Origin of the sequence: Blastococcus jejuensis (assembly GCF_039534705.1) — a bacterium.
Taxonomy (GTDB): domain Bacteria; phylum Actinomycetota; class Actinomycetes; order Mycobacteriales; family Geodermatophilaceae; genus Blastococcus_B; species Blastococcus_B jejuensis.
On record NZ_BAAAVV010000003.1, the window covers coordinates 72,288 to 94,234 of the forward strand.

At 74.4% G+C, this 21,947-nt stretch carries 18 protein-coding genes and 1 pseudogene; all 19 read right to left on the minus strand.

Going from position 1 to position 21,947, the window contains the following annotated elements:
- Positions 1-159: 159 nt before the first annotated feature.
- Positions 160-2,055 (minus strand): annotated as a pseudogene (locus tag ABD644_RS07475) (ComEC/Rec2 family competence protein); the annotation flags it as partial.
- 125 nt (positions 2,056-2,180) lie between these two features.
- Positions 2,181-3,005, minus strand: coding sequence for a ComEA family DNA-binding protein (locus tag ABD644_RS07480; protein WP_344688116.1), 825 nt, complete (start codon positions 3,003-3,005; stop codon positions 2,181-2,183).
- A gap of 154 nt (positions 3,006-3,159) precedes the next feature.
- The gene (locus tag ABD644_RS07485) at positions 3,160-4,038 is read right to left on the minus strand and encodes a DegV family protein (protein ID WP_344688117.1); all 879 of its coding nucleotides are present in this window, start codon (positions 4,036-4,038) and stop codon (positions 3,160-3,162) included.
- 68 nt (positions 4,039-4,106) lie between these two features.
- A complete protein-coding gene (locus ABD644_RS07490; protein WP_344688118.1) occupies positions 4,107-4,868 on the minus strand; it encodes a histidine phosphatase family protein in 762 nt (253 codons plus the stop codon).
- Positions 4,865-5,323, minus strand: coding sequence for a ribosome silencing factor (gene rsfS, locus ABD644_RS07495; RefSeq protein WP_344688119.1), 459 nt, complete (start codon positions 5,321-5,323; stop codon positions 4,865-4,867). Before rsfS ends, ABD644_RS07490 begins: the two co-directional genes overlap by 4 nt.
- A complete protein-coding gene (gene nadD, locus ABD644_RS07500; RefSeq protein ID WP_344688120.1) occupies positions 5,320-6,057 on the minus strand; it encodes a nicotinate-nucleotide adenylyltransferase in 738 nt (245 codons plus the stop codon). Before nadD ends, rsfS begins: the two co-directional genes overlap by 4 nt.
- 413 nt (positions 6,058-6,470) lie before the next feature.
- On the minus strand, positions 6,471-7,907 hold the full coding sequence (locus ABD644_RS07505) for a vWA domain-containing protein (RefSeq protein WP_344688121.1): 1,437 nt from the start codon (positions 7,905-7,907) through the stop codon (positions 6,471-6,473).
- Complete coding sequence (locus ABD644_RS07510; protein WP_344688122.1) at positions 7,907-8,794, minus strand: AAA family ATPase; 888 nt, start codon at positions 8,792-8,794, stop codon at positions 7,907-7,909. Before ABD644_RS07510 ends, ABD644_RS07505 begins: the two co-directional genes overlap by 1 nt.
- Positions 8,795-8,819: 25 nt before the next feature.
- Complete coding sequence (locus tag ABD644_RS07515; RefSeq protein WP_344688123.1) at positions 8,820-10,073, minus strand: glutamate-5-semialdehyde dehydrogenase; 1,254 nt, start codon at positions 10,071-10,073, stop codon at positions 8,820-8,822.
- A gap of 150 nt (positions 10,074-10,223) precedes the next feature.
- Positions 10,224-11,441 carry a phosphoglycerate dehydrogenase gene (gene serA, locus ABD644_RS07520; protein ID WP_344688124.1) on the minus strand — a complete coding sequence of 406 codons (1,218 nt, stop codon included), beginning with the start codon at positions 11,439-11,441 and terminating at the stop codon, positions 10,224-10,226.
- Positions 11,442-11,465: 24 nt separating this feature from the next.
- The gene (gene def / locus ABD644_RS07525; protein ID WP_344688125.1) at positions 11,466-11,948 is read right to left on the minus strand and encodes a peptide deformylase; all 483 of its coding nucleotides are present in this window, start codon (positions 11,946-11,948) and stop codon (positions 11,466-11,468) included.
- Positions 11,949-11,961: 13 nt separating this feature from the next.
- Entirely contained in the window at positions 11,962-13,086 is a 1,125-nt protein-coding gene (proB, locus tag ABD644_RS07530; RefSeq protein WP_344688126.1) for a glutamate 5-kinase, read from the minus strand.
- Positions 13,083-14,561 carry a GTPase ObgE gene (gene obgE / locus ABD644_RS07535; RefSeq protein WP_344688128.1) on the minus strand — a complete coding sequence of 493 codons (1,479 nt, stop codon included), beginning with the start codon at positions 14,559-14,561 and terminating at the stop codon, positions 13,083-13,085. Before obgE ends, proB begins: the two co-directional genes overlap by 4 nt.
- Before the next feature lie 133 nt (positions 14,562-14,694).
- Entirely contained in the window at positions 14,695-14,949 is a 255-nt protein-coding gene (rpmA, locus tag ABD644_RS07540; protein ID WP_135161267.1) for a 50S ribosomal protein L27, read from the minus strand.
- Positions 14,950-14,956: 7 nt separating this feature from the next.
- A complete protein-coding gene (gene rplU / locus ABD644_RS07545) occupies positions 14,957-15,295 on the minus strand; it encodes a 50S ribosomal protein L21 (RefSeq protein ID WP_425547403.1) in 339 nt (112 codons plus the stop codon).
- A 288-nt stretch (positions 15,296-15,583) separates the two neighbouring features.
- Positions 15,584-18,415: an Rne/Rng family ribonuclease gene (locus ABD644_RS07550; RefSeq protein ID WP_344688130.1), complete on the minus strand. Its 2,832-nt coding sequence runs from the start codon at positions 18,413-18,415 to the stop codon at positions 15,584-15,586.
- A gap of 316 nt (positions 18,416-18,731) precedes the next feature.
- Positions 18,732-19,499, minus strand: a complete 768-nt coding sequence (locus ABD644_RS07555) for a TIGR03936 family radical SAM-associated protein (protein ID WP_344688131.1) — start codon at positions 19,497-19,499, stop codon at positions 18,732-18,734.
- Positions 19,499-21,421 carry a TIGR03960 family B12-binding radical SAM protein gene (locus ABD644_RS07560; RefSeq protein WP_344688132.1) on the minus strand — a complete coding sequence of 641 codons (1,923 nt, stop codon included), beginning with the start codon at positions 21,419-21,421 and terminating at the stop codon, positions 19,499-19,501. Before ABD644_RS07560 ends, ABD644_RS07555 begins: the two co-directional genes overlap by 1 nt.
- A gap of 113 nt (positions 21,422-21,534) precedes the next feature.
- A complete protein-coding gene (gene ndk / locus ABD644_RS07565) occupies positions 21,535-21,945 on the minus strand; it encodes a nucleoside-diphosphate kinase (RefSeq protein WP_344688134.1) in 411 nt (136 codons plus the stop codon).
- Positions 21,946-21,947 lie beyond the last annotated feature (2 nt).

Genomic DNA, 21,947 nt, shown 5'->3' on the forward strand with positions numbered 1-21,947 from the left:
ACCGCTCGCGGCGAGGAAGCCCGGATCGGCGTCGCCGCTGCCGTGGTGCGGCACCTTGAACACATCCGCCCGCAGGTCGGTGCCGTTCCGTCGGAGCCGGGCCTCGGCCTCGGCCCCCAGGTCGCCGGTGAGCAGCAGCGAGATCCCGCGGGCCTCGGCACGGACGACCAGGGACAGGTCGTTGGCCGCTGCGCCGGCGGTGGCCTGGCGGGGGTCCGGCGCGAGCACTTCCAGGGACACCTGCCCGACCGTGCGGCGGTCACCCGGCACCAGCGTGACCAGACCCGCTCCGGTCGGCCGCACGAGCGCCTGGAAGTCCGCCACCCGGTCGTCCGCGGGTGAGAGCGTCCCGGTGGCGACGACACCCACGTGCCGTCCGTCGAGCGCCCCCGGCAGGCCGCCGGCGTGGTCGGCGTCCAGGTGCGAGACCAGGACCAAAGGCAGCGTCTCGATGCCCAGCCGGTCCAGGCAGCGGTCGACGGCACCCACGTCGGGTCCGGCATCGACCAGCACACCCTCGCCCGGCCCGGTGGGCAGCACGAGGGCGTCGCCCTGCCCGACGTCGCAGGCGACCAGCACCGTGTCCGTCGGGGGCCAGCCCCGGACCGCCTGCCGCAGCGGCCAGCCGAGCACGAGCAGTCCGAGCAGCGCGGCCACCGCCAGCGGCCGCGCCCGGGGGAACCGCCACAGGCACCACCCACCACCGAGCAGGAGCAGCGCCAGCAGGATCGCGCCACCGGCGCCGGCCGGCCACGACGCGGCACCGTCGGGCACGGCTGCCGCTCCCTCGGCCGCGGCCACCAGCCAGCGCACCGGCCAGCCGGCCACCCAGACGAGGCCGTCGGCCAGCCACGGCAGGGCGGGGGCCACCAGCGCCGCGGCGAGGCCCAGCACGGTCGCCGGCGGAACGGCGGGCACGGCGAGCAGGTTCGCCGGCAGGGAGACGAGACTGACGGTCCCGTTGAGCCCGGCGACCAGCGGGGCCGTGACGAGACCTGCCGCGGCGCTGACGGCGACGGCGTCGGCCAGGACCGGCCAGCAGCCCCGCTGCCGGAGCGCCCGCGACCAGCCGGGCGCGAGCAGGACGATGGCCGCCGTCGCGGCGACGGACAGGGCGAAGCCCGCGTCCGCGGCCAGGCCGGGCTCGGCCAGCAGCAGCACGCACACCGCGCCGGCGAGGGCGGGCACCGCTGCCCTGGACCGGCCCGACGCCAGCGCCAGCAGCGCGACGGCACCCATGGCGGCCGCCCGCAGGACGCTCGGACTCGGGCGCGCGAGCAGCACGAACCCCAGCAGGGCCACGAACGCGACCGCGGCCTGCACCCGGCGGTCCACGGCCCGCCGGCGCAGGGGCCACAGCACCCACGCGAGCACGATCGCGACGTTGGCTCCCGACACCGCCGTGAGGTGCGCCAACCCGGCCCGCCGGAACTCGTCGGTCAGGACCGGGTCCATGGCGCGGACGTCGCCGACCGTGAGACCGGGCAGCAGGCCGGCGGGACGTGCATCGAGCACCCGCTCCGCCGATGCCGCCAGGCCGTCCCGGAGGTGAGCGGCAGCCTCCTGCACCTGACCGGGGACGCCGACGGGACTCGGCGGGCCGCGTGCGGAGAGGACCGCCACCCGGAGGTCCCCAGGGCGAGGCGCCGTGGCCCGGACCCGAGCGCGCACGGTCTCCCCCGGGATCAGGTCCCCCCAGCCCTCGGCGGCCGCGAACACCACGACCCCGTCGCTGAGCCCCCGGGAGGCCGTCCCACGGTCGACGAGCTCGGTCACCGTCGCGTCGACGACGATCCCCGGAACCGTGGCACCGGGCAGCCGGTGGGGGTCGCCGTCGACCTCGAGCAGCACCGACACCGTCCGGCCCGCCTCGGCGACCGGCCGCAACGGGGATGCCTCCCGCTCCAGGCCGCGCACGCCGGCGGTCGTCGTCGCGACCGCCAGACCGGCGAGGAGCCCGACCAGGAGCGCCGCCGATCGCCGTCCGGATCGCCCGGCCACCGCGACGACCGTCAGGGTCACGACCGTCGCGAGACCGGCCGCCGCGAGCAGCATCGCCGGCGACGCCCACGGAGCGGCGAGGGTCGCCGCCCAGACCGCGCCGGCCACGGGCACCAGCCGGAGATCGACCCAGGTCCAGCGGCCGCGGGCCGGCGTCGTCGCGCGGACCGCCTCCACGCTCACACGACCACCAGGTCGGCCAGCTCGGCCGCGATGGTCGGCCCGATGCCGGGCACGTCGTCGAGCTGGTCGACGCTCCGGAACGGCCCCTCAGCGTCCCGGTACGCCACGATCCGTTCGGCCAGCACCGGCCCGATACCCGGTAGCGAGTCCAGCTCGGCCGCGGTCGCGGTGTTCAGGTGGACGCGCCCACCGGCCGGTGACGGCGGACCACCACCCCCTCCCGACGCGGCCGGCGCCCCGGGCAGGCCGACGGCGATCTGCTCGCCGTCGGTGACCACCGCAGCCAGGTTCACCGAGGCCGGGTCGGCCTCGGGCAGGAACCCGCCCGCCGCCTCCACGGCGTCGGCCACGCGCGCCCCGGCGGGGAGCGACACGAGGCCGGGACGCGCGACCGGACCGACCACCGACACGACGACGGTCGAGGACGTCTGGGCCACCTCCCCGACTGGCGGCGACCCCTGGGCGGGCGACGGCGCGGCGGCCGAACCGGTCGGTGCGACCGGTGCCGGCTCCACCTCCGGGCGGTCCAGCCAGGTCCAGACGACCACGAGCAGCGCGGCGGCGAGCCCTGCCAGCCACAGCGAGCGTGCGCCCGCCCACCCGGGGTTCCACCGGACCGTCGGGCCCGGCGACCGGTGCCGCCCGATCCCGCCCGGCGGCTCGGCGGAGGCTGCGGGTTCGAGCCCCAGGTCGGGCTCTGGCGGCGGGCCGAGGTCGTCGTCCGGGACCCACCCTCCGGACCCGCCGGCCTCGGCGAGCAGGAGGCGCAGGCGAGCGCGGATGACATCGGCATCGTCGCTGCGGCGGGCGGGGAACGGCACGGGCCGACGCTAGGAAGCCGGACCCCTCAGGGGGTCGCTGCGGCGGGATCTGTGGACGGGGCTGCCACCTGTGGACGGCGGACGGCCCGCACCGGGGGCCCGCGGGCACCATGCCGGCATGCCACCACGAGGTCCGCGATCGGTCGTCCGCCGCCTACGGGCCCGGATCGGGTTCCGTCTGCTGCGCGGGAGAGGGCGCGATGACGACGCCGACCGCGCCCGGCCCGACGTGCGCACCGATCGCCGCCCCGAGCTCGCTCACGTACAGCTCGACCAGCCCGGGCAGCGCCGAGCGCAGCTCGGTGGCGAGCCGCTCGGCCCGATCGGGAGCGGCGAGGTGGTGCACGGCGATCGACACCGGGGCGTCGTCGGCGGCCTGCACGGCGTGCTGGACGAGGCGGTTCACGGCGCGGGCTGTCGTCCGCACCTTCTCCAACGGCACGACCCGGCCCTCCCGGACGTGCAGCACCGGCTTGACCGCCAGCGCCGTGCCGAGCAGGGCGGCGGCGGAGCCGATCCGTCCGCCGCGGCGCAGGTGCTCGAGGGTGTCGACCATGAAATAGGTGCGGGTCGCGGCGGCGGTGTCCTGGGCGACCTCGGCCACCGTCATGGCATCGGCTCCCTCGGAGGCTGCCCGTGCGGCCGCCATGACGGCGAAACCCATGCCCATGGCCGTCGAGCGCGAGTCGACGACGCCGACCAGGTGCTCCCCCACCTGCGACGCGGCGAGCCGGGCCGCGTCGCCGGTGCTCGACAGCTGCGCCGAGAGGTGGATGGAGACGATGCGGTCGGCGCCCGCATCCAGACACCGGCGGTAGGCGGCCACGAAGTCACCGGTCGTGGGTCGCGAGGTGGAGACGCTCTGCCCGCGCGTCGACAGCGCGCGGGCCACGTCCTCGGGGCCGATGTCGGTCCCCTCCCGCCCCGACCGCCCGGCGAGCACGACATACAGCGGCACGACCTCGATGGCGTACTTCTCGACGACGTCGGCCGGCAGGTAGGCCGTCGAATCGGTGACGACGGCGACGGGCACCCGGCGAGGCTAGCCCGCTGCGGAACGACAGTCGCGGCCATGGGCGGACGGCACGAGCCAGGAGGAGGTCAGAGCACCGCGTCGGCGTCGCCGACCTGCCCCGGACCGCCCTCCTCGGGGCCGGCGCCCGCATCCGGTGCGGCGAGGCCGCGCGGGCCGGTGACCGGACCAGCGGCGACCCGATCGGCACCGTCCAGCACGGAGTTGTTGTGCCGCATCAGGCGCCACCGGGTGCCCTGCACCGCGAGGTCGCTCCACGCGCAGTTGGTCAGCGGGCCGAAGACGCGTCGCTGCTCGGGCGCCATCCCCAGCAGCCGCTCGATGAGGCGCCCGGCCGTCCCCCCGTGGGTGACCACGACCGCGACCTCCGCGGCCGGCAGGTCCAGCAGGGCCGCGAGGGCACGCTCCCCCACGTCCGCCGGGTCCTCACCACCACGCCCGCGCACCGGCCGGCCGGCCATCCAGTCGGCGTACTGGTCGGGGAAGCGGTCGGCGACCTCGGCCCGGGTCAGCCCCTCCCAGCAGCCCATGCCGTGCTCGCGCAGGCGCGCGTCCTGCCGCAACGGCACACCGAGCAGGCCCGTGAGCACCTCGGCGGTCTCCGCCGTCCGGCTGAGGTCGCTGGACACGACGACCGTGTTCTCCGCGGTCAGCCCGGCGGCGACCAGGTGGGGCGCGGCCCGGTGCGCCTGGGCCCGGCCCCGGTCGTCGAGCGGCGGGTCGAGCTGGCCCTGGAACCGGCCCGTCGCGTTCCACTCGGTGCGGCCGTGCCGCCACAGCAACAGCCGGCGCACCGGCAACGGGGGCACGGTCGGTGCAGTGCCGGTCACCGGCCAGTCGTCTCCTCGGCGGACGACGCGGCGGACGACGGCTCGGCGGACGCATCGGAGGGCGGGGCCGTGTCGCCGTCGGGCGTCACGTGCCTCGGGCGGTCCTCGAAGGGGATCGTGGGGCAGTCCTTCCACAGCCGCTCGAGGGCGTAGTACGCCCGCTCCTCGGCGTGCTGCACGTGCACGACGACGTCGACGAAGTCGAGCAGCACCCAGCGCGACTCGGCCACACCCTCGCGGCGCACCGGCTTGATGCCGTGCTGACGCAGGCGTTCCTCCACCTCGTCGACGATCGCCTGCACCTGGCGCTCGTTCGGCGCGGAGGCGAGCACGAAGGCGTCCGTGATCGCGAGCCGGTCGCTGACATCGACGATGGAGACGTCGGTGGCGAGCTTGTCCGCAGCCGCCTGCGCGGCGAGCAGCGCGGTTTCCCGCGCCTCGGCCGAGGCGGTCATCGGGGTACCTCCTGGAGGTTCGTCGGGGGGTGGGGGTCGTGTCCGGTGCCGTCGCGGGACGGCGCGGGCGAGCCGTCGCGGGCGGGCCGCTCGGCGTCGGCGGGAGGGGCGGCGGCGCGGGCGCCGTCCCCACCGGTCCGCCGGCGGGGGCTGCGGTAGAGCCCGCGCTTCTCGATGTACTGCACCACGCCGTCGGGGACCAGGTACCAGACCGGCATGCCGCGGGCGACCCGGTCGCGGCAGTCGGTGGAGCTGATCGCCAGCGCGGGCACCTCGACCAGGCTGACCTTGCCCTCGGGCAGGTGGGCGTCGGCCAGGTGGAAGCCGGGACGGGTCACGCCGATGAAGTGGGCGAGCTCGAACAGCTGCTCGTTGTCCCGCCAGCTCACGATCTGCGACAGCGCGTCGGCGCCGGTGATGAAGAACAGCTCGGCGTCGGGCCGCTGCCGGTGCAGGTCGGCGAGGGTGTCGATGGTGTACGTCGGCCCGCCACGGTCGATGTCGACCCGGCTGACGGAGAAGCGCGGGTTGGAGGCCGTCGCGATCACGGTCATCAGGTAGCGGTCCTCGGCGGGGCTGACCTCGCGCTCGGACTTCTGCCACGGCTGGCCGGTCGGGACGAACACCACCTCGTCGAGGCCGAACAGGCCCGCGACCTCGCTGGCGGCCACGAGGTGCCCGTGGTGGATGGGATCGAACGTCCCACCCATCACTCCAACCCGGCCGCCTGTCACCGGAGGAGCGTATCCGGGCTGCACGGCAGCCCTCCGCGAGGACCGGAGCCGGCCCCGCAGGGCCGGCTCCGGCCGGTGGAGAGCAGCGACCCGCCCGAGGGCGGGCCGCCGCGCCCCTGCGACCGGCTCCCCCGTGCAGCCGGTCGCGTCGCACCTGCCCGTCGCGGACGGACCGGGGACGATGCCGGATGGTGCTCGGCATCGTGCTGACCAACGCACGTCCGTCGGTTGGGTTACGCACCGGCCTCGAAACACGGCGTGTCGTTCGCCTCATCGCGAGCCGGGGTGCTACCCGGGCCCCGTGTCGGCACGGGGTCGACGAGGCGCCACGTCGACACGGCGACGTCTCGACGAACGGACACGTCGACCTGGCGCCCGGGTGACCCGGCGGCGGACGGGCACCTCACCGCAGGTCAGAGCGTCGTCACGAACTCCGCCAGCTGGGCTGCGTTGCGGCACTCGACCATGTCGATGACCTCGCCGTACCGGTCGGCCGCGGAGTCCCCGCTCCCCCACAGCCGACGCGGCTCGGGGTTGAGCCAGTGCGCCGAACGCGACCGGCGCACCATGTCGGCCACCACGGGCAGGCCCGGCGGCCGGTAGTTGGTGCGCCCGTCGCCGAGCACGAGCAGCGACGTCTTCGGCCCGATCGCGGCCGGCCAGCGGTCGGCGAACACCTCGAAGGCGTTGCCGTAGTCGCTGTGCCCGTCGAAGGAGACGACGTCGGCCTCGCGTCCGATCCGGGTCACCGCATCGGCCACGTCGGCGCCCGGCCGGAAGAAGCGGGTCACCTCGTCGGTGGAGTCGACGAACGCGAAGGCGCGCACGCCGGTGAAGTGCTCGCGCAGCGCCTGGGTCAGCATCAGCGTGAAGTGGCTGAATCCCGCCACCGAGCCGCTCACGTCGCAGAGCACCACGAGCTCGGGCTTGTGCACCTTGCGCGGCCGGTGATGGGTCACCACCGGCACCCCGCCGGTGCCCAGCGACGCCCGCACGGTCTTGCGGAAGTCCAGCCGCCCCTCGCGGCCCAGCCGTCGCCGGGCCGACAGGCGAACGGCCAGCCGCCGGGCCAGCGGGGCGACCGCCCGGCGCAACTCGGCGAGGTCGGAGGACTGGGCCCGCAGGAAGTCGACCTGATCCGCCAGCGGGCGCACCGCATTCTTCGCGACCTTGTCCCGGCCCTTCTCCGCCGCCGTCCGCCGTCGCACCTCGGCCTCGATGGCCGCCCGCAGCGCCGCCAGCCGCTCCCGCACGGTCTGCCGGGCCACCTGCTCGGCCAGCCCGCCGCGGTCGCCCTCGGCCAGCAGCCCCGCCAGCAGCTGCGACACCAGGGTGTCCGGCGAGAGCGCCCGCAGCACGCGGTAGCTGAAGAACGACTGCCCCGACGGCGACGGCTGTCCCCGGCCCAGCCGCTCGACGGCCAGGCGGGCGAACCGGCGGAGCGCCTCCTCGTCGCCGTCCATGAGCAGCTGGAGCAGCTGGTCGCGCATCAGCTCGGCCAGGTCGGCGTCGGACCCCGGCAGGTCCAGGGTCGACTCCCCCGGCTCGCCGCCCTCTCCGTCCTCCCCGCCCTCGCCCGCCGGGGCCACCGGCCGGTCCGACAGCGGCCACCACAGGTCGAACAGCACGTCGTAGGTCGGTCGCTGGGCCGCCCGCTGCAGCAGCACCGCGGCCAGCCCGTGCCGCAGCTGCTCGCGGTCGAGCAGGTCGACGACGGTGAGGATCTCCGCCGCGTCGACCGCCTGGCTGATGCCGACCGGGATGCCGGCGTCGCGCACGGCGCGGACGAACCCGTCCAGGTGCCCGGCGAGGCCGCCGGGCTCGGGAGACGGAACGACCGGCGCGCTCATCAGTTCAGCCGCAGCTCGGCGGCGGCCCGGTCCTGGTCACTGGCGTGCTTGAGCACCACGCCCAGGGTGGAGCGCACAGCCGCCTCGTCGAGGGTGTCCAGGCCCAGCTCGAGCAGGGTCTGCGCCCAGTCCAGCGTCTCGGAGATCGACGGCGACTTCTTCAGCTCCAGCGCCCGCAGCGCCCGGATGATCCGCACCAGCTGCTCGGCCAGACCCGGGGCGAGGTCGGGCACCCGGGACAGCACGATCTCCCGCTCCCGCTCCGCCGACGGGTAGTCCAGCGCCAGGTACAGGCAGCGCCGCTTGAGCGCCTCGGAGAGCTCCCGGGTGGCGTTGGAGGTCAGCACCACCATCGGCCGGCGCGTGGCGGTGATCGTGCCCAGCTCCGGGATCGTGACCTGGAAGTCCGAGAGCACCTCCAGCAACAGCCCCTCCACCTCGACGTCGGCCTTGTCGGTCTCGTCGATGAGCAGCACGGTCGGCTCGGTGCGCCGGATCGCGGTCAACAGCGGCCGGGAGAGCAGGAACTCCTCGCCGAAGATGTCGTCGTGGACGGTGTCCCAGTCCGCGCCGTCGGTGCCCTGCGACGCCTGGATGCGCAGCAGCTGCTTCTTGTAGTTCCACTCGTACAGCGCCCGCGCCTCGTCGAGGCCCTCGTAGCACTGCAGCCGGATCAGCTCCGCGCCGGTCGCGGTCGCCAGGGCCTTGGCCAGCTCGGTCTTCCCGGTGCCCGCCGGGCCCTCGACCAGCAGCGGCTTGCCGAGCCGGTCGGCGAGGAACACCGTCGTCGCGATCTGCGCGTCGGGCAGGTAGCCGGCCTCCGACAGCCGCTTCTCGACGTCCCCGACGGAGGAGAACTGCGGGAACTGCGTGGGCGGTCGTGCCAAGAGAACTCCTCGGAGGCGGGACGGATCAGCGGACGTGGCCGCTGCCGGTCACGACGTAGGTGGTGGACGTCAGCTCGGGCAGGCCCAGCGGACCGCGGGCGTGCAGCTTCTGCGTCGAGATGCCGATCTCGGCGCCGAAGCCGAACTCGCCGCCGTCGGTGAACCGGGTGGAGGCGTTGACCAGCACCGCGGCCGCGTCCACGCCGGCGGTGAACTCGGCGATGGCCCGCGCGGAGTCCGCGACGATCGCCTCGCTGTGGCCGGTCCCCCAGCGGGCGATGTGCTCCAGCGCCTGCGGGAGGTCGTCGACCACGCGCACGGCCATGTCCATCGACAGGTACTCGGTCGCCCAGTCCTGGTCGGTTGCGGGGACGACGGCGGAGTGCGCGGCGCGCGCGGTCTCGTCACCGTGCAGCGTCACGCCGGCCTCAGCCAGCGCCGACAGCAGGCGGGGCAGGAACGGCACGTCGCGGTGCACGAGCAGCGTCTCGGCCGCGTTGCACACGCTCACCCGGTGGGTCTTGGCGTTGAGCACGATCGCCTCGGCCATCGCCGGGTCGGCCGACGCGTCGACGTAGACGTGGCAGTTGCCGACCCCGGTCTCGATCACCGGCACCGTGGACTCGCGCACGACGCGCTCGATCAGCGACGCCCCGCCCCGCGGGATGACGACGTCGACGAACCCGCGCGCGGAGAGCAGCTCCCCGACCGAGGCACGGTCGGCCGGGAGCAGCTCGACCGACCCCTCGGGCAGCCCGGCCTTCGCGGCGGTCTCGGTGAGGACGGCGACCAGCGCGGTGTTGGTGCGGAACGCCGACGCCGAGCCGCGCAGCAGGGCGGCGTTGCCGCTCTTGAGGCACAGGCCGGCGGCGTCGACGGTCACGTTGGGCCGGGCCTCGTAGACGATGCCGACCACGCCGAGCGGCACCCGCACCTCGCGCAGCTGCAGACCGTTGGGCAGCGTCGAGCCGCGGACGACGTCGCCCACGGGGTCGGGCAGCGCGACGAGTTCGCGCAGCGCGGCCGCGACGTCGGCCACCCGGTCGGCGTCCAGGCGGAGCCGGTCGAGGATCGCCTCGGGCGTGCCGTCGGCGGCGGCCGCCTCGACGTCGGCGGCGTTGGCGGCGAGCACCTCGTCGGTCCGCTCGACCAGCGCGTCGGCCATCGCCGCGAGGGCGGCGTTCTTCGTGTCGGTCGGAAGGGTTCGCAGAACCCGGGCCGCGGCTCGCGCGCGCAGCGCGGCGGCCCCGATCAGCGGCAGGTCGGCGGCGTCGGGCACGTAGCGAGGGTACGCGGCAGGACCCGGCCGACAGGGAACGGCGGCAGGACCCGGCCGACAGGGAACGGCGGCAGGACCCGGCCGACAGGGAACGGCGGCAGGACCCGGCCGACCGGGAACGGCGGCCCGGGGCTGGACGGGCGGTCGCCCTTACGGCAGGAGGGCGTGCGCCCGGATGACCTCGGGCATCTGCCGCAGCTCCTCGACCACCTCGGTCGGGACGGCGCCGGGGACGTCGGTCACCGCGAACCCGACCGCGCCGGTCGTCGACAGCACCTGCTGCTCGATGTTGAGGCCGTGCTCGGCGAGCAGGCCGTCGATCCGCGCGAGCACACCGGGCTGGTTGCGGTGCAGCACCAGCAGCCGCGACGACCCGGGCTGGCGGGGCATCTGGACCGAGGGCAGGTTCACGCTCAGCGCGGTCGTGCCCGCCTGCATGTAGGCGATGAGCTTGCCGGCGACGAACGTGCCGATGTCCTGTTGCGCCTCCTCGGTGGAACCGGCGATGTGCGGGGTGAGGATCACGTTCTTCAGCCCGCGCAGGTCGGACACGAACGGGTCGCCGGCGCCGGCCGGCTCCGAGGGGAACACGTCGATCGCCGCGCCGGAGATGTGCCCGCTGTCGATGTGCCGGCGCAGCGCGGCCTGGTCGACGACGAAACCGCGCGAGAGGTTCAGGAAGATCGACCCGGGGCGCATCCGGGAGAACAGCTCCTCGCCGAACAGCCCGGAGTTGCCCGGCCGGCCGTCGACGTGCAGCGTCACGACGTCGGAGGCGCCCAGCAGCTCGTCAAGGGTGCTGCTGCGCTGCGCGTTGCCCAGCGCGAGCTTGTCGGCGGTGTCGAAGAAGAACACCCGCATGCCCATGGCCTCGGCGAGCACCGAGAGCTGGCTGCCGATGTTGCCGTAGCCGATGATCCCGAGGCTGCGGCCGCGCAGCTCGTGGCTGCCCTTGGCCGACTTCACCCAGTGGCCGGCGTGCATGTTCTCGTTGTGCACGGTCATGCGCCGGGTCAGCGAGATGATCTCGGCGATCGCCAGCTCCACCACGCTGCGGGTGTTGGAGAACGGCGCGTTGAACACGGCGATCCCGTGCGCGGTCGCCGTCCGCAGGTCGATCTGGTTGGTGCCGATGCAGAAGGCACCGACCGCCCGGAGCGCGTCCGCGTGCTCGAAGACGTCGGCACGCACCTGGGTGCCGGACCGGATGCCGAGCACCTGGACGCCGTCGAGCCGCTTGAGCAGCTCGTCACCCTCGAGGGCGCGGTCGACCCGCTCAACCTCGAAACCGGCCGCGGTGAGCGACTCGGCCGCCGTCGGGTGGATGTTCTCGAGGAGCAGGGCGCGCCGCGGCGTGATAGTGGACATCACCCCAGAGGGTACGCGGGGGCGTCAGCGGGCCCGCAGCGCCCGGAGGGCGGTCTTGCGGGCCTCACCGGTCAGCCGGTCGAGGAAGAGCTTGCCGTCGAGGTGGTCGACCTCGTGCTGCAGCGCGCGGGCCATGAGCCCGGTGCCCTCCAGCCGCAGCGGCTTGCCGTGGACGTCGAAGCCCTCGACGGCGGCGTGCAACGCCCGCACCGTCGGCGCCCAGATCCCCGGCACCGAGAGGCAGCCCTCGTCGCCGTCCTGCGTCTCCTCCGACAGCTCCACGATCGTCGGGTTCACCATGTGCCCGATGACCCCGTCGATGTTGTAGGAGAACGCGCGCAACCCGACGCCGATCTGCGGTGCCGCCAGCCCGGCCCGCCCGGGGTTGTCCACGGTCTCGACCAGGTCGCGGATCAGGGCGGCGAGCTCGCGGTCGAAGGAGGCGACCGGGTCGGCGGGGGTGCGCAGCACCGGATCGCCGACCTCGCGGATGGGGCGGATCGTCACGGGAGACAGTCTCTCAAGGCCGTGATCGGCGTCCGACCAGCACCATCTCGTCGCGGTGGACGACCTCGCGGCGGTACTCGGGCGGCAGGTCGCCGGTCTTGCGGCCGAGCAGCGCGGGCATCTCACGGGCGTCGTAGGCGACCAGGCCCCGGGCGACGACCACGCCGTCGGGCCCGACCAGCTCCACCGGGTCGTCGGCCAGGAAGTCGCCGGCCAGCCCGGTGATGCCGGCGGCCAGCAGCGACGCCGACCGCTCCCGCAGCGCCCGCACGGCGCCGTCGTCGATCAGCAGCCGGCCCCGCGGGCGGCTGGCGTACCGCAGCCAGAACTGCCGGGCGCTGGGCCGGCGGCCCAGCGGCGTGAACAGCGTGCCGACCTGCTCACCGGCCAGCGCGGCCGCGGCCTGGGCGGTGGAGGTGACGACGACGGGGACGCCGGCGTGCGCGGCGATGAACGCGGCCTCGACCTTGGTCGCCATCCCGCCGGTGCCCACGCCGTTGCGGCTGGCCGAGCCGAGGGTCACGTGGGCCAGGTCGGCCTCACCGTGGACGGTGTCGACCAGCTGGGCCGGCCCGGACCGCGGATCGCCGTCGTACACGCCGTCGACGTCGGACAGCAGCACCAGCGCCTCGGCGCGGGCCACGTGGGCCACGAGCGCCGCCAGCCGGTCGTTGTCGCCGAAGCGGATCTCGTCGGTGGCGACGGTGTCGTTCTCGTTGACGATCGGCAGCACCCCGAGCGCCAGCAGCCGCTCCACGGTCTGGCGGGCGTTGCGGTAGTGGCTGCGGCGGGTCAGGTCGTCAGCGGTGAGCAGCACCTGCCCAACGGTGATGCCGTGCTTGGCGAACGCGTCGGCGTAGGTCTGCACGAGCCGCAACTGCCCGACGCTGGCCGCCGCCTGCGCGGTGGCCAGGTCGCGCGGGCGTCCGGTCAGCTGCAACGGCGCCAGGCCGGCGGCGATCGCGCCGGAGGAGACCAGGACGGCCTCCCGGCCGGCCGCGCGCACCGCGCCGAGGACGTCGACCAGCGCCTCGAGCCGCTCGGCGTCCAGGCCGCCGGGCAGCGTGGTCAGCGACGACGACCCGACCTTGACCACGACGCGACGGGCGCCGGCGATCTCGGGCCGGGCGGCGGTCACTGCGCGTCCTCCGGGAGGTCGTCCTCGGTCCACCCCGGCTCGCTGAGCTCGTAGGGCGTCCGCCGCAGCTTCTTGGCGGCCAGCCGCTCCTGCGCGCGCACCCGGTGCGGCGCGTCGATCCGGCTGTCGGTGCCGCGGCCGCCGAGACCCGCGGACTCCTCGATCGTGAGCGTCCCGGCCGGGAGGGTCGGCACCCAGTCGAAGGTGACCTCACCGATCGTGACCGCGTCGCCCTCGTGGGCGCCGGCCTTGGCCAGCTGCTCCTCGACCCCGAGGCGGTTGAGCCGGTCGGCCAGGAAGCCGACGGCCTCGTCGTTGGTGAAGTCGGTCTGCCGCACCCAGCGCTCGACGCGGACGCCGCGCACGACGAAGCCGCCGTCGCCGTCGGGCTCCACGGTGAAGCCGGTGTCGTCGACGGCCTTGGGGGTGACCGTGACGCGGGCGGGCTCCATCGGCGGCAGGCTCGCGCGGTGTTCCTCGACGGCGCGGGCCAGCGCGAAGCCGAGCTCGCGCAGCCCCTCCCCCGTCGCCGCACTGATCGGGAAGACCTCCAGACCGCGCTTCTCCAGCGTGGCCCGCACGAGGTCGACCAGCTCCCGGGCGTCGGGCACGTCGATCTTGTTGAGGACGGCGATGCGCAGGCGACCGACGAGGTCGAGCTCCTCGTCGTACTCCCGCAGCTCGTGCTCGAGGGCCTCGATGTCGCTCTCGGGGTCGCGGCCGGGCTCCATCGTCGCCATGTCGACGACGTGCACCAGGACGGCGCAACGCTCGACGTGGCGGAGGAACTGGACCCCCAGGCCCTTGCCGGTCGACGCACCCGGGATCAGGCCGGGGACGTCGGCCATCGTGTAGACGGTGTCACCGGAGCGGATCACGCCGAGGTTGGGCACCAGCGTGGTGAACGGGTAGTCGGCGATCTTCGGGCGGGCCGACGACATCGCCGCGATCAGCGACGACTTGCCCGCCGAGGGGAACCCGACCAGGCCGACGTCGGCGATGCTCTTGAGCTCGATGACCGCGTCGAACCCCTCGCCGGGCTCGCCCAGCAGGGCGAAGCCGGGGGCCTTGCGCCGGGTATTGGCCAGCGCCGCGTTGCCCAGCCCGCCCTTGCCGCCCGACGCGAGGACGACGCGGGTGCCGGCGCCCACCAGGTCGGCGATGACGCGGCCGTCGGGCGTGCTGACGACCGTGCCGGCCGGCACGCGCAGGACCATGTCCTCACCGCGGGCACCGTGCCGGTTGCTGCCCTCGCCGGGCTTGCCGTTGCCGGCCTTCCGGTGCGGGTGGTGGTGGAAGTCGAGCAGCGTGTGCACGTTGGGGTCGACCTCGAGGACGACGTCGCCGCCGTCGCCGCCGTTGCCACCGTCGGGGCCGCCGAGCGGCCTGTACTTCTCGCGGTGCACCGAGGAGACGCCGTGCCCGCCGTTGCCCGCGGCCACGTGCACGACCACCCGGTCGACGAAGGCCGCCATGTTCTTCTACCTACCGATCAGACGCCGCGAGCGCACGGGCAGGCCGGCCCGTGCGCTCGTGTCGACAAGATTGTCATGGCCCCGTCCCGGGCCCCGCCCTGAGCTTGCGAAGGGTGGGCAGGACGGGGTCCTTTCACTCGACGGCGGTGATGGAGACGGTCTTGCGTCCCCGCCGCGTGCCGAAGGTGACCGCGCCGGCGTCGAGCGCGAACAGCGTGTCGTCGCTGCCCCGGCCGACACCCAGACCCGGGTGGAAGTGCGTGCCGCGCTGACGGACGATGATCTCGCCGGCCTTCACGACCTGGCCGCCGAAGCGCTTGACGCCGAGGCGCTGCGCGTTCGAGTCGCGGCCGTTGCGGGAGGACGAGGCGCCCTTCTTGTGTGCCATGTCGGCGTCAGCCCTTCGAGATGTCGCGGACCACGACGCTGGTCAGGGGCTGACGGTGCCCCTGCCGCTTGTGGTAGCCGGTCTTGTTCTTGAACTTGTGGATGTGGATCTTCGGACCCTTGCCGTGCTCGACGATCTCGCCGGTCACGGTGACCTTGGCCAGCGCGGCGGCGTCGCTGGTGACGGTGTCGCCGTCGACCAGCAGGATGGCCGGCAGGGCCACCTTGTCGCCGGCCGCACCCGCCAGACGGTTGATCGTGAACGTGTCGCCCACGGCCACCTTGTGCTGGCTGCCACCGGCCTTCACCACTGCGTACACCACTGACTCCTCGATCGCTTCGTTCATGTCCAGCTTCTCGTCCGGCGCGCACGACCGGTTCGGGCGCCGGGTGCTGGACGGGCTGCGGACGCCTTCCGGGCGGCACCATGCGGTGCCCGCGCCGTGGCGGTGCAACCAGACCAGCGTACCCGAGCCGTCCGCGGGCGGTCGACACGGCCCGGTCGGGCCTTCGTCACGTTCCGCCGACCCCGCCCCGGCCCGGCTCTCGGGGTGTTCTTCGCGCTCCGGGGGTTCTGCAGAACCCCCGGAGCGCGAGGATCACCCTCGACGAGGGCGGGCCGACGCTCGCTCGGTTCAGACGGGCGGGCCTGCCGGGCGGCTCGCGGCCCGGCGGCGGCGGGGCCGGCCGGCGGGAGCGCCGCCGTCCCCGTCCGGCGCGGGCTCCGCGACGGCGGCGGGCTCGGCCGGCGACTCGTCGACGCGGGCCCGCTCCTCCGTCGGCTCGATCGCCTCGGCCACCGGCTCGGCGGCCGGCACCGGGGCCGGCTGCTCCGGCTCGGTCCGCTCCTCCGCCTCGGCGTCGGCGCCCCGCGCCGCGGTCAGGACGGCGGCGTCCTCGGCTGCGGTCTCCGCGCCGGCCTGGCCGCGACCGCGCCGACCACGGCTGCGCCGGCCCCGGCCACCCTCGGCCGCCTCGCCGTCCGGTGACTCGATCTCGGGACTCGGGGCCTCGGGGGCGGTCTCCTGGGCGGTCCCGCCGTCCTTGGGGGTGTCCTTGGGGGTGTCCTTCGCGCCGTTGCGGTCCCGGCGGCCACCGCCGGCGTTCCCGCTCCCGGTGGGGGTGGTCCCGGCGCCGCTGCGGCGCTTCTCGTCGACCGGGTCGGTGTGCACGAGGATCCCCCGGCCACGGCAGTGGTCGCAGGGCTCGGAGAAGACCTCCAGGAGGCCCTGGCCGACACGCTTGCGGGTCATCTGCACCAGGCCCAGCGAGGTGACCTCGGCGACCTGGTGCTTGGTGCGGTCGCGGCCCAGGCACTCGGTGAGCCGCCGCAGCACGAGGTCGCGGTTGCTCTCGAGCACCATGTCGATGAAGTCGATGACGATGATGCCGCCGATGTCGCGCAACCGGAGCTGGCGGACGATCTCCTCCGCGGCCTCCATGTTGTTGCGCGTGACGGTCTGCTCCAGGTTGCCGCCCGAGCCGGTGAACTTGCCCGTGTTGACGTCGACGACGGTCATCGCCTCGGTGCGGTCGATCACCAGCGAGCCACCCGAGGGCAGCCAGACCTTGCGGTCGAGCGCCTTGGCCAGCTGCTCGTCGATGCGCAGGTCGCGGAAGACGTCGCCCTCGCCGGTGAACCGGGTCAGCCGGCCGGTCAGCTCCGGGGAGACGTGCCCGACGTAGGCCTCGACGGTGTCCCACGCGTCGTCGCCCTGGACGACGAGCTCCTTGAAGTCCTCGTTGAAGACGTCGCGGATGACCCGGATCGCGAGGTCCGGCTCGCCGTAGAGCAGCGTCGGCGCATTGTTGGTCGACTCCGCCTTCTTCGAGATGACGTCCCACTGCGCGGTCAGCCGGTTGACGTCGCGGGTGAGCTCCTCCTCCGAGGCGCCCTCCGCGGCGGTCCGGATGATCACGCCGGCGTCCTCGGGGACGATCTTCTTGAGGATGTCCTTGAGCCGCTGCCGCTCGGTGTCGGGCAGCTTGCGGCTGATGCCGGTCATCGAGCCGCCGGGCACGAACACCAGGAACCGGCCGGGCAGGTTGATCTGCTGGGTCAGCCGGGCGCCCTTGTGGCCGATCGGGTCCTTGGTGACCTGCACCAGCACCTTGTCGCCGGACTTCATCGCGGTCTCGATGGAGCGCTGCTTGCCCGAGAGGCCCGCGGCGTCCCAGTTGACCTCGCCGGCGTAGAGGACGGCGTTGCGTCCCTTGCCGATGTCGACGAACGCGGCCTCCATGCTGGGCAGCACGTTCTGCACGCGGCCGAGGTAGACGTTGCCGGCGAAGCTCGTGGCCTGCGCCTGCGTCACGTAGTGCTCGACGAGGACCTCGTCCTCGAGCACGGCGATCTGCGTGCGCTCGCCGCGCTGGCGGATGACCATCTTGCGGTCGACGGCCTCGCGGCGGGCGAGGAACTCGGCCTCGGTCAGGATCGGCGCGCGGCGGCGTCCGGTGTCCCGGCCGTCGCGGCGGCGCTGGCGCTTGGCCTCGAGGCGCGTCGACCCGGCCACCCCGCGGACGTCGTCGTCGCTGGTGGTCCGGCCGTTGCGCCCGGCCCGCTCGGGACGGTCGTCGTCGTCGGTGTCCTCGCTGCGGTCCTCCCCGCCACTGCCACCGCGGCGGCGGCGACGCCGCCGGCGGCGGGTGGTCGAACCGCCCTCGGCCTCGTCGGTGTCGGACTCCTCGCCGGTGTCCTCGCCGTCGGTGTCCTCGGTCTCGTTCTCGTCGGACGTGTCGTCGGCGTCCTCGCCGCTCTCGTCGTCACCCTCGGCGGAGTCCTCGCCGCTGCGGCCGCGGCCGCGGCCGCGACGGCCCCGGCGACGCCGGCGGCTGCCCGAGGAGCCCTCGTCGCGGTCCTCGGCCTCCTCGCCGGTGTCCTCGGCCTCGGCCTCGGTGTCGGTCTCCTCGACGTCCGTCCGGTCGGCCGCCGGGCGCCGACCGCGCGAGCGGCTGCGGCGGGAGCGGGGCGTCTCGTCGGTCTCGTCGAGCTCGCCGGTGTCCTCGGCGACGTCCTCGACCTCTTCCGGGGCCTCGGCGGCGCGACGGCTGCGGCGGCGCGGGGGCGGCGGGACGTCGGCAGCCGGCGCGACGAAGCTGACGAACGCCGGGGCGGGCGCCACCGGCGTCGTGGGTGCGGCGTCGACGTCGAGCGGGTCGGCCGACAGCGCCGGCCGGGTGGCGCGGCGCCGGGGGCGGGCGACGACGGCGGTCGGCTCGGGCGAGCTGAACGCGGTCGCGAACCGCGGCAGTTCCGGCTCGGGCTCGTGCTCCGGCTCGGGCTCCGCGACGGGCTCCTCGGCCGCGTCGGCGGCCTCGGTCTCGTCCTCGGCGTCGGTGTCCGCCTCGGCCGTCTCCGTGACGTCAGGCGTCGCGGCGGTCGGGGTGTCCTCGGCCGCCTCCGGCGGGATGCCGGCCGTCTCGTCGGTGCTGGTGGTGTCGTTGTCGTTGTCGTTGTCGGCCACGAGGGCTCGCCTCCTGTAGAGCGTTCCCGGGCGCCGATCCCGGACGGGACTGGCGGCCGCGCAGGAACGCGGGTTGGGCGGGACGGGCCGCCGCGCGGGGTACGGCGGATTGGCTCGTCCTGCGAAAGTCTGTGATCGGCCTCCGGGCGACGGTTGCCGCGTCCGGGAGCCGGACTGCTGGTGGTGCCCGTGCCCGATGGTGCTGGGCACGGTGTGGAGCGGTGGATCAGGTCTTCGGCGGTGCGGTCTTCGGGTGCGCGTCACGTCTGGCAGTCGTGGCGCTCGACAGCGCGCGGGCCCCCGGGGAATCCACCGGTCAGATCGGAGCGTGCGCCCCCTGGCAGCGGGTGCGCGCCACACGGTCAGGACCGAGCGGATCGGCCACGGTTCCGGTGTCGTCGAGCCGGCCCTGCGCCTCACGCACGGCCCTGGGGGGCAACGGCGGGCGCAGGTCGGCGACGGCAGCCAGGCCGGCCAACACGTCGTCAGGTCGTACAGCGGGCGTCACCTGCCGGACGACCACGTGCAGTATGGCACAACCTGCCCCCTCGCCCGCGGACGCGCTGGTCACGGCCGCGCGCGCGTCGACGTCCCGGAGCCCGTTCTTCGTCCGCTTCGCGACCGTGACGACCTCGCTGGCGAGGAACTTCTCGACTGCGGGTGCGAGCTCGGCGAGGGTCAGCCCGGGCAGCTCCACCCGCCAGACCGAGGTGTCGATCCGGTCGGCCAGCGACCCGGTCCCCTCGGCCGCCTCGACGACCTCCAGGACGGCGACGTCGTCGGGCAGCGCGGCGTCCAGGGCCTCGCGCAGCGCGTCGGGGTCGCACCGGATGGCGACGCCGATCTCGAGGTACTCGGCCTCGCTGGCCGCACCGGTCGGGGCGGCGCCGAGGTAGCTGATCTTCGGGTGCGGGCTGAAGCCGGCCGAGAACGCCATCGGCACGTTCGCCCGCCGCAGGGCGCGCTCGAGCGTGCGGGCGAGGTCGCGGTGGGAGGCGAAGCGCAGCCGCCCGCGCTTGGCGTAGCGGATCCGCAGCTTCTGGACCGTCGGCGGCGGCGGGGGCCCGTCGGGCTGGCGCGCCATCAGACGACGGTCAGCGGCAGCAGGCTGCGCCCCGTCGGCCCGATCTGGATCTCGGTGCCCATGGTCGGGCAGACCCCGCAGTCGTAGCAGGGGGTCCACCGGCAGTCGGCGACCTCCTCCTCGGACAGCGCCTCCTGCCAGTCCTCCCAGAGCCACTCCTTGTCCAGCCCGGCGTCCAGGTGGTCCCAGGGCAGGATCTCGTGCTCGGTGCGCTCGCGGGTGGTGAACCAGTCGAGGTCGACGCCGAAGGGCGCGAGCTCCTCCTCCGCCGCCGTCGTCCAGCGGTCGAAGGAGAAGTGCTCGCTCCAGCCGTCGAACTTGCCGCCGTCGCGCCAGACCCGCTCGATGACCCGGCCGACCCGGCGGTCGCCGCGGGAGAGCAGGCCTTCGATCACGCCGGGCTTGCCGTCGTGGTAGCGCAGGCCGATGGAGCGGCCGATGCGGCGGTCCTCGTTGATCTTCTGGCGCAGCACGCGCAGCCGGTGGTCGATGGTGTCGGCGCTGGCCTGGCTCGCCCACTGGAACGGGGTGTGCGGCTTGGGCACGAACCCGCCGATGCTCACGGTGCAGCGGATGTCCTTCTGCCCGCTGGCCTCCCGGCCGGCCTTGATCACCTCGACGGCGAGGTCGGCGATCTCCAGCACGTCCTCGTCGGTCTCGGTGGGCAGCCCGCACATGAAGTAGAGCTTCACCTGGCGCCAGCCGTTGGCGTACGCCGTCGTCACCGTGCGGACGAGGTCCTCCTTGGACACCGTCTTGTTGATGACCCGGCGGATGCGCTCGCTGCCGCCCTCGGGGGCGAAGGTCAGCCCGGAGCGCCGGCCGTTGCGCGACAGCTCGTTGGCGAGGGTGACGTTGAAGGCGTCGACGCGGGTGCTGGGCAGGCTGAGGCTGGTGTTGGTGCCCTCGTAGCGGTCGGCGAGCTCCTTGGCCAGCTGGCCGATCTCGGAGTGGTCGGCGCTGGACAGGCTCAGCAGTCCGACCTCCTCGTAGCCGGTGGCCTTGAGCCCCTGGTCGACCATCGAGCCGATGCCGGTGATCGTCCGCTCCCGCACCGGGCGGGTGATCATCCCGGCCTGGCAGAAGCGGCAGCCGCGGGTGCAGCCGCGGAAGATCTCGACGCTCATCCGCTCGTGCACCGATTCGGCCAGCGGAACCAACGGCGTCTTCGGGTAGGGCCACTCGTCGAGGTCCATGACGGTGCGCTTGCCGATCCTGGCCGGCACGTCGTCGCGGGTGCGGGTGACGGCGGCGATCGCGCCGTCCGGGCCGTAGCTCACCGCGTAGAAGCGCGGCACGTAGACGCCGTCGACGCGCGCCAGGCGGGCCAGCAGCTCCTCGCGGCCGCCGGGGCGGCCCTGCGCCTTCCACGCCTTGACGACGTCGGTGATGTCGCCGACCGCCTGCTCCCCGTCGCCCAGGACGGCGGCGTCGACGAAGTCGCTGACCGGCTCCGGGTTGAACGCGGCGTGCCCACCGGCGACGACGACCGGGTGGGTCTCGTCGCGGTCCTTCGCGAGGATCGGGACGCCGGCGAGGTCGAGCGCCTCGAGCAGGTTCGTGTAGCCCAGCTCGGTGGCGAAGCTGACGCCGAGCAGGTCGAACTCGCGCACGGCGCGGTGGCCGTCGACGGTGAACTGCGGGACGCCGGTCTGCCGCATCAGGGCGGCGAGGTCGGGCCAGACGGCGTAGCTGCGCTCGGCCAGGGCGTCGGGGCGCTCGTTGAGCACCTCGTACAGGATCATCAGGCCCTGGTTGGGCAGCCCCACCTCGTAGGCGTCGGGATACATCAGCGCCCAGTGCACCGCGGCGTCGTCCCACGGCTTGACCTGGGCGTTGAGCTCACCGCCGACGTACTGGATCGGCTTCTGGATCTGTGCCAGCAGCGGTTCGAGGCGGGGGTAGAGAGAGGCACCAGTCATGACGCCCCCAGGGTAGCCGCCGCCCTTCCGCCCGCCCCCTGCGCGGCGAGATCTGCACACTGGCCCACTTCAGCGGCCTGAAACGGGCCAGTGTGCAGATCTGGCGGGGTTGCTCAGCCCAGGTCGGGGAAGAAGAGCTTGACCTCGCGCTCGGCGGACTCGGGCGAGTCGGAGCCGTGCACGATGTTGTTCTGCACCTCGAGGGCGAAGTCGCCGCGGATGGTCCCGGGGGCGGCCTTCACCGGGTCGGTGGCGCCGGCCAGCGCGCGGAACGCCTCGATCGCCCGCGGGCCCTCGACGACGAGGGCCATCAGCGGGCCGCCGGTGATGAACTCGACCAGCGAGCCGAAGAACGGGCGCTCGCGGTGCTCGGCGTAGTGGGTCTCGGCGGTGTCCCGGTCGAGGGTCCGCAGCTCGGCGGCGACCAGGCGCAGGCCCTTGCGCTCGAGACGGGTGATCACCTCGCCGACGAGGCCACGGGCGACGCCGTCGGGCTTGACGAGGACGAGAGTGCGTTCGGTCACGG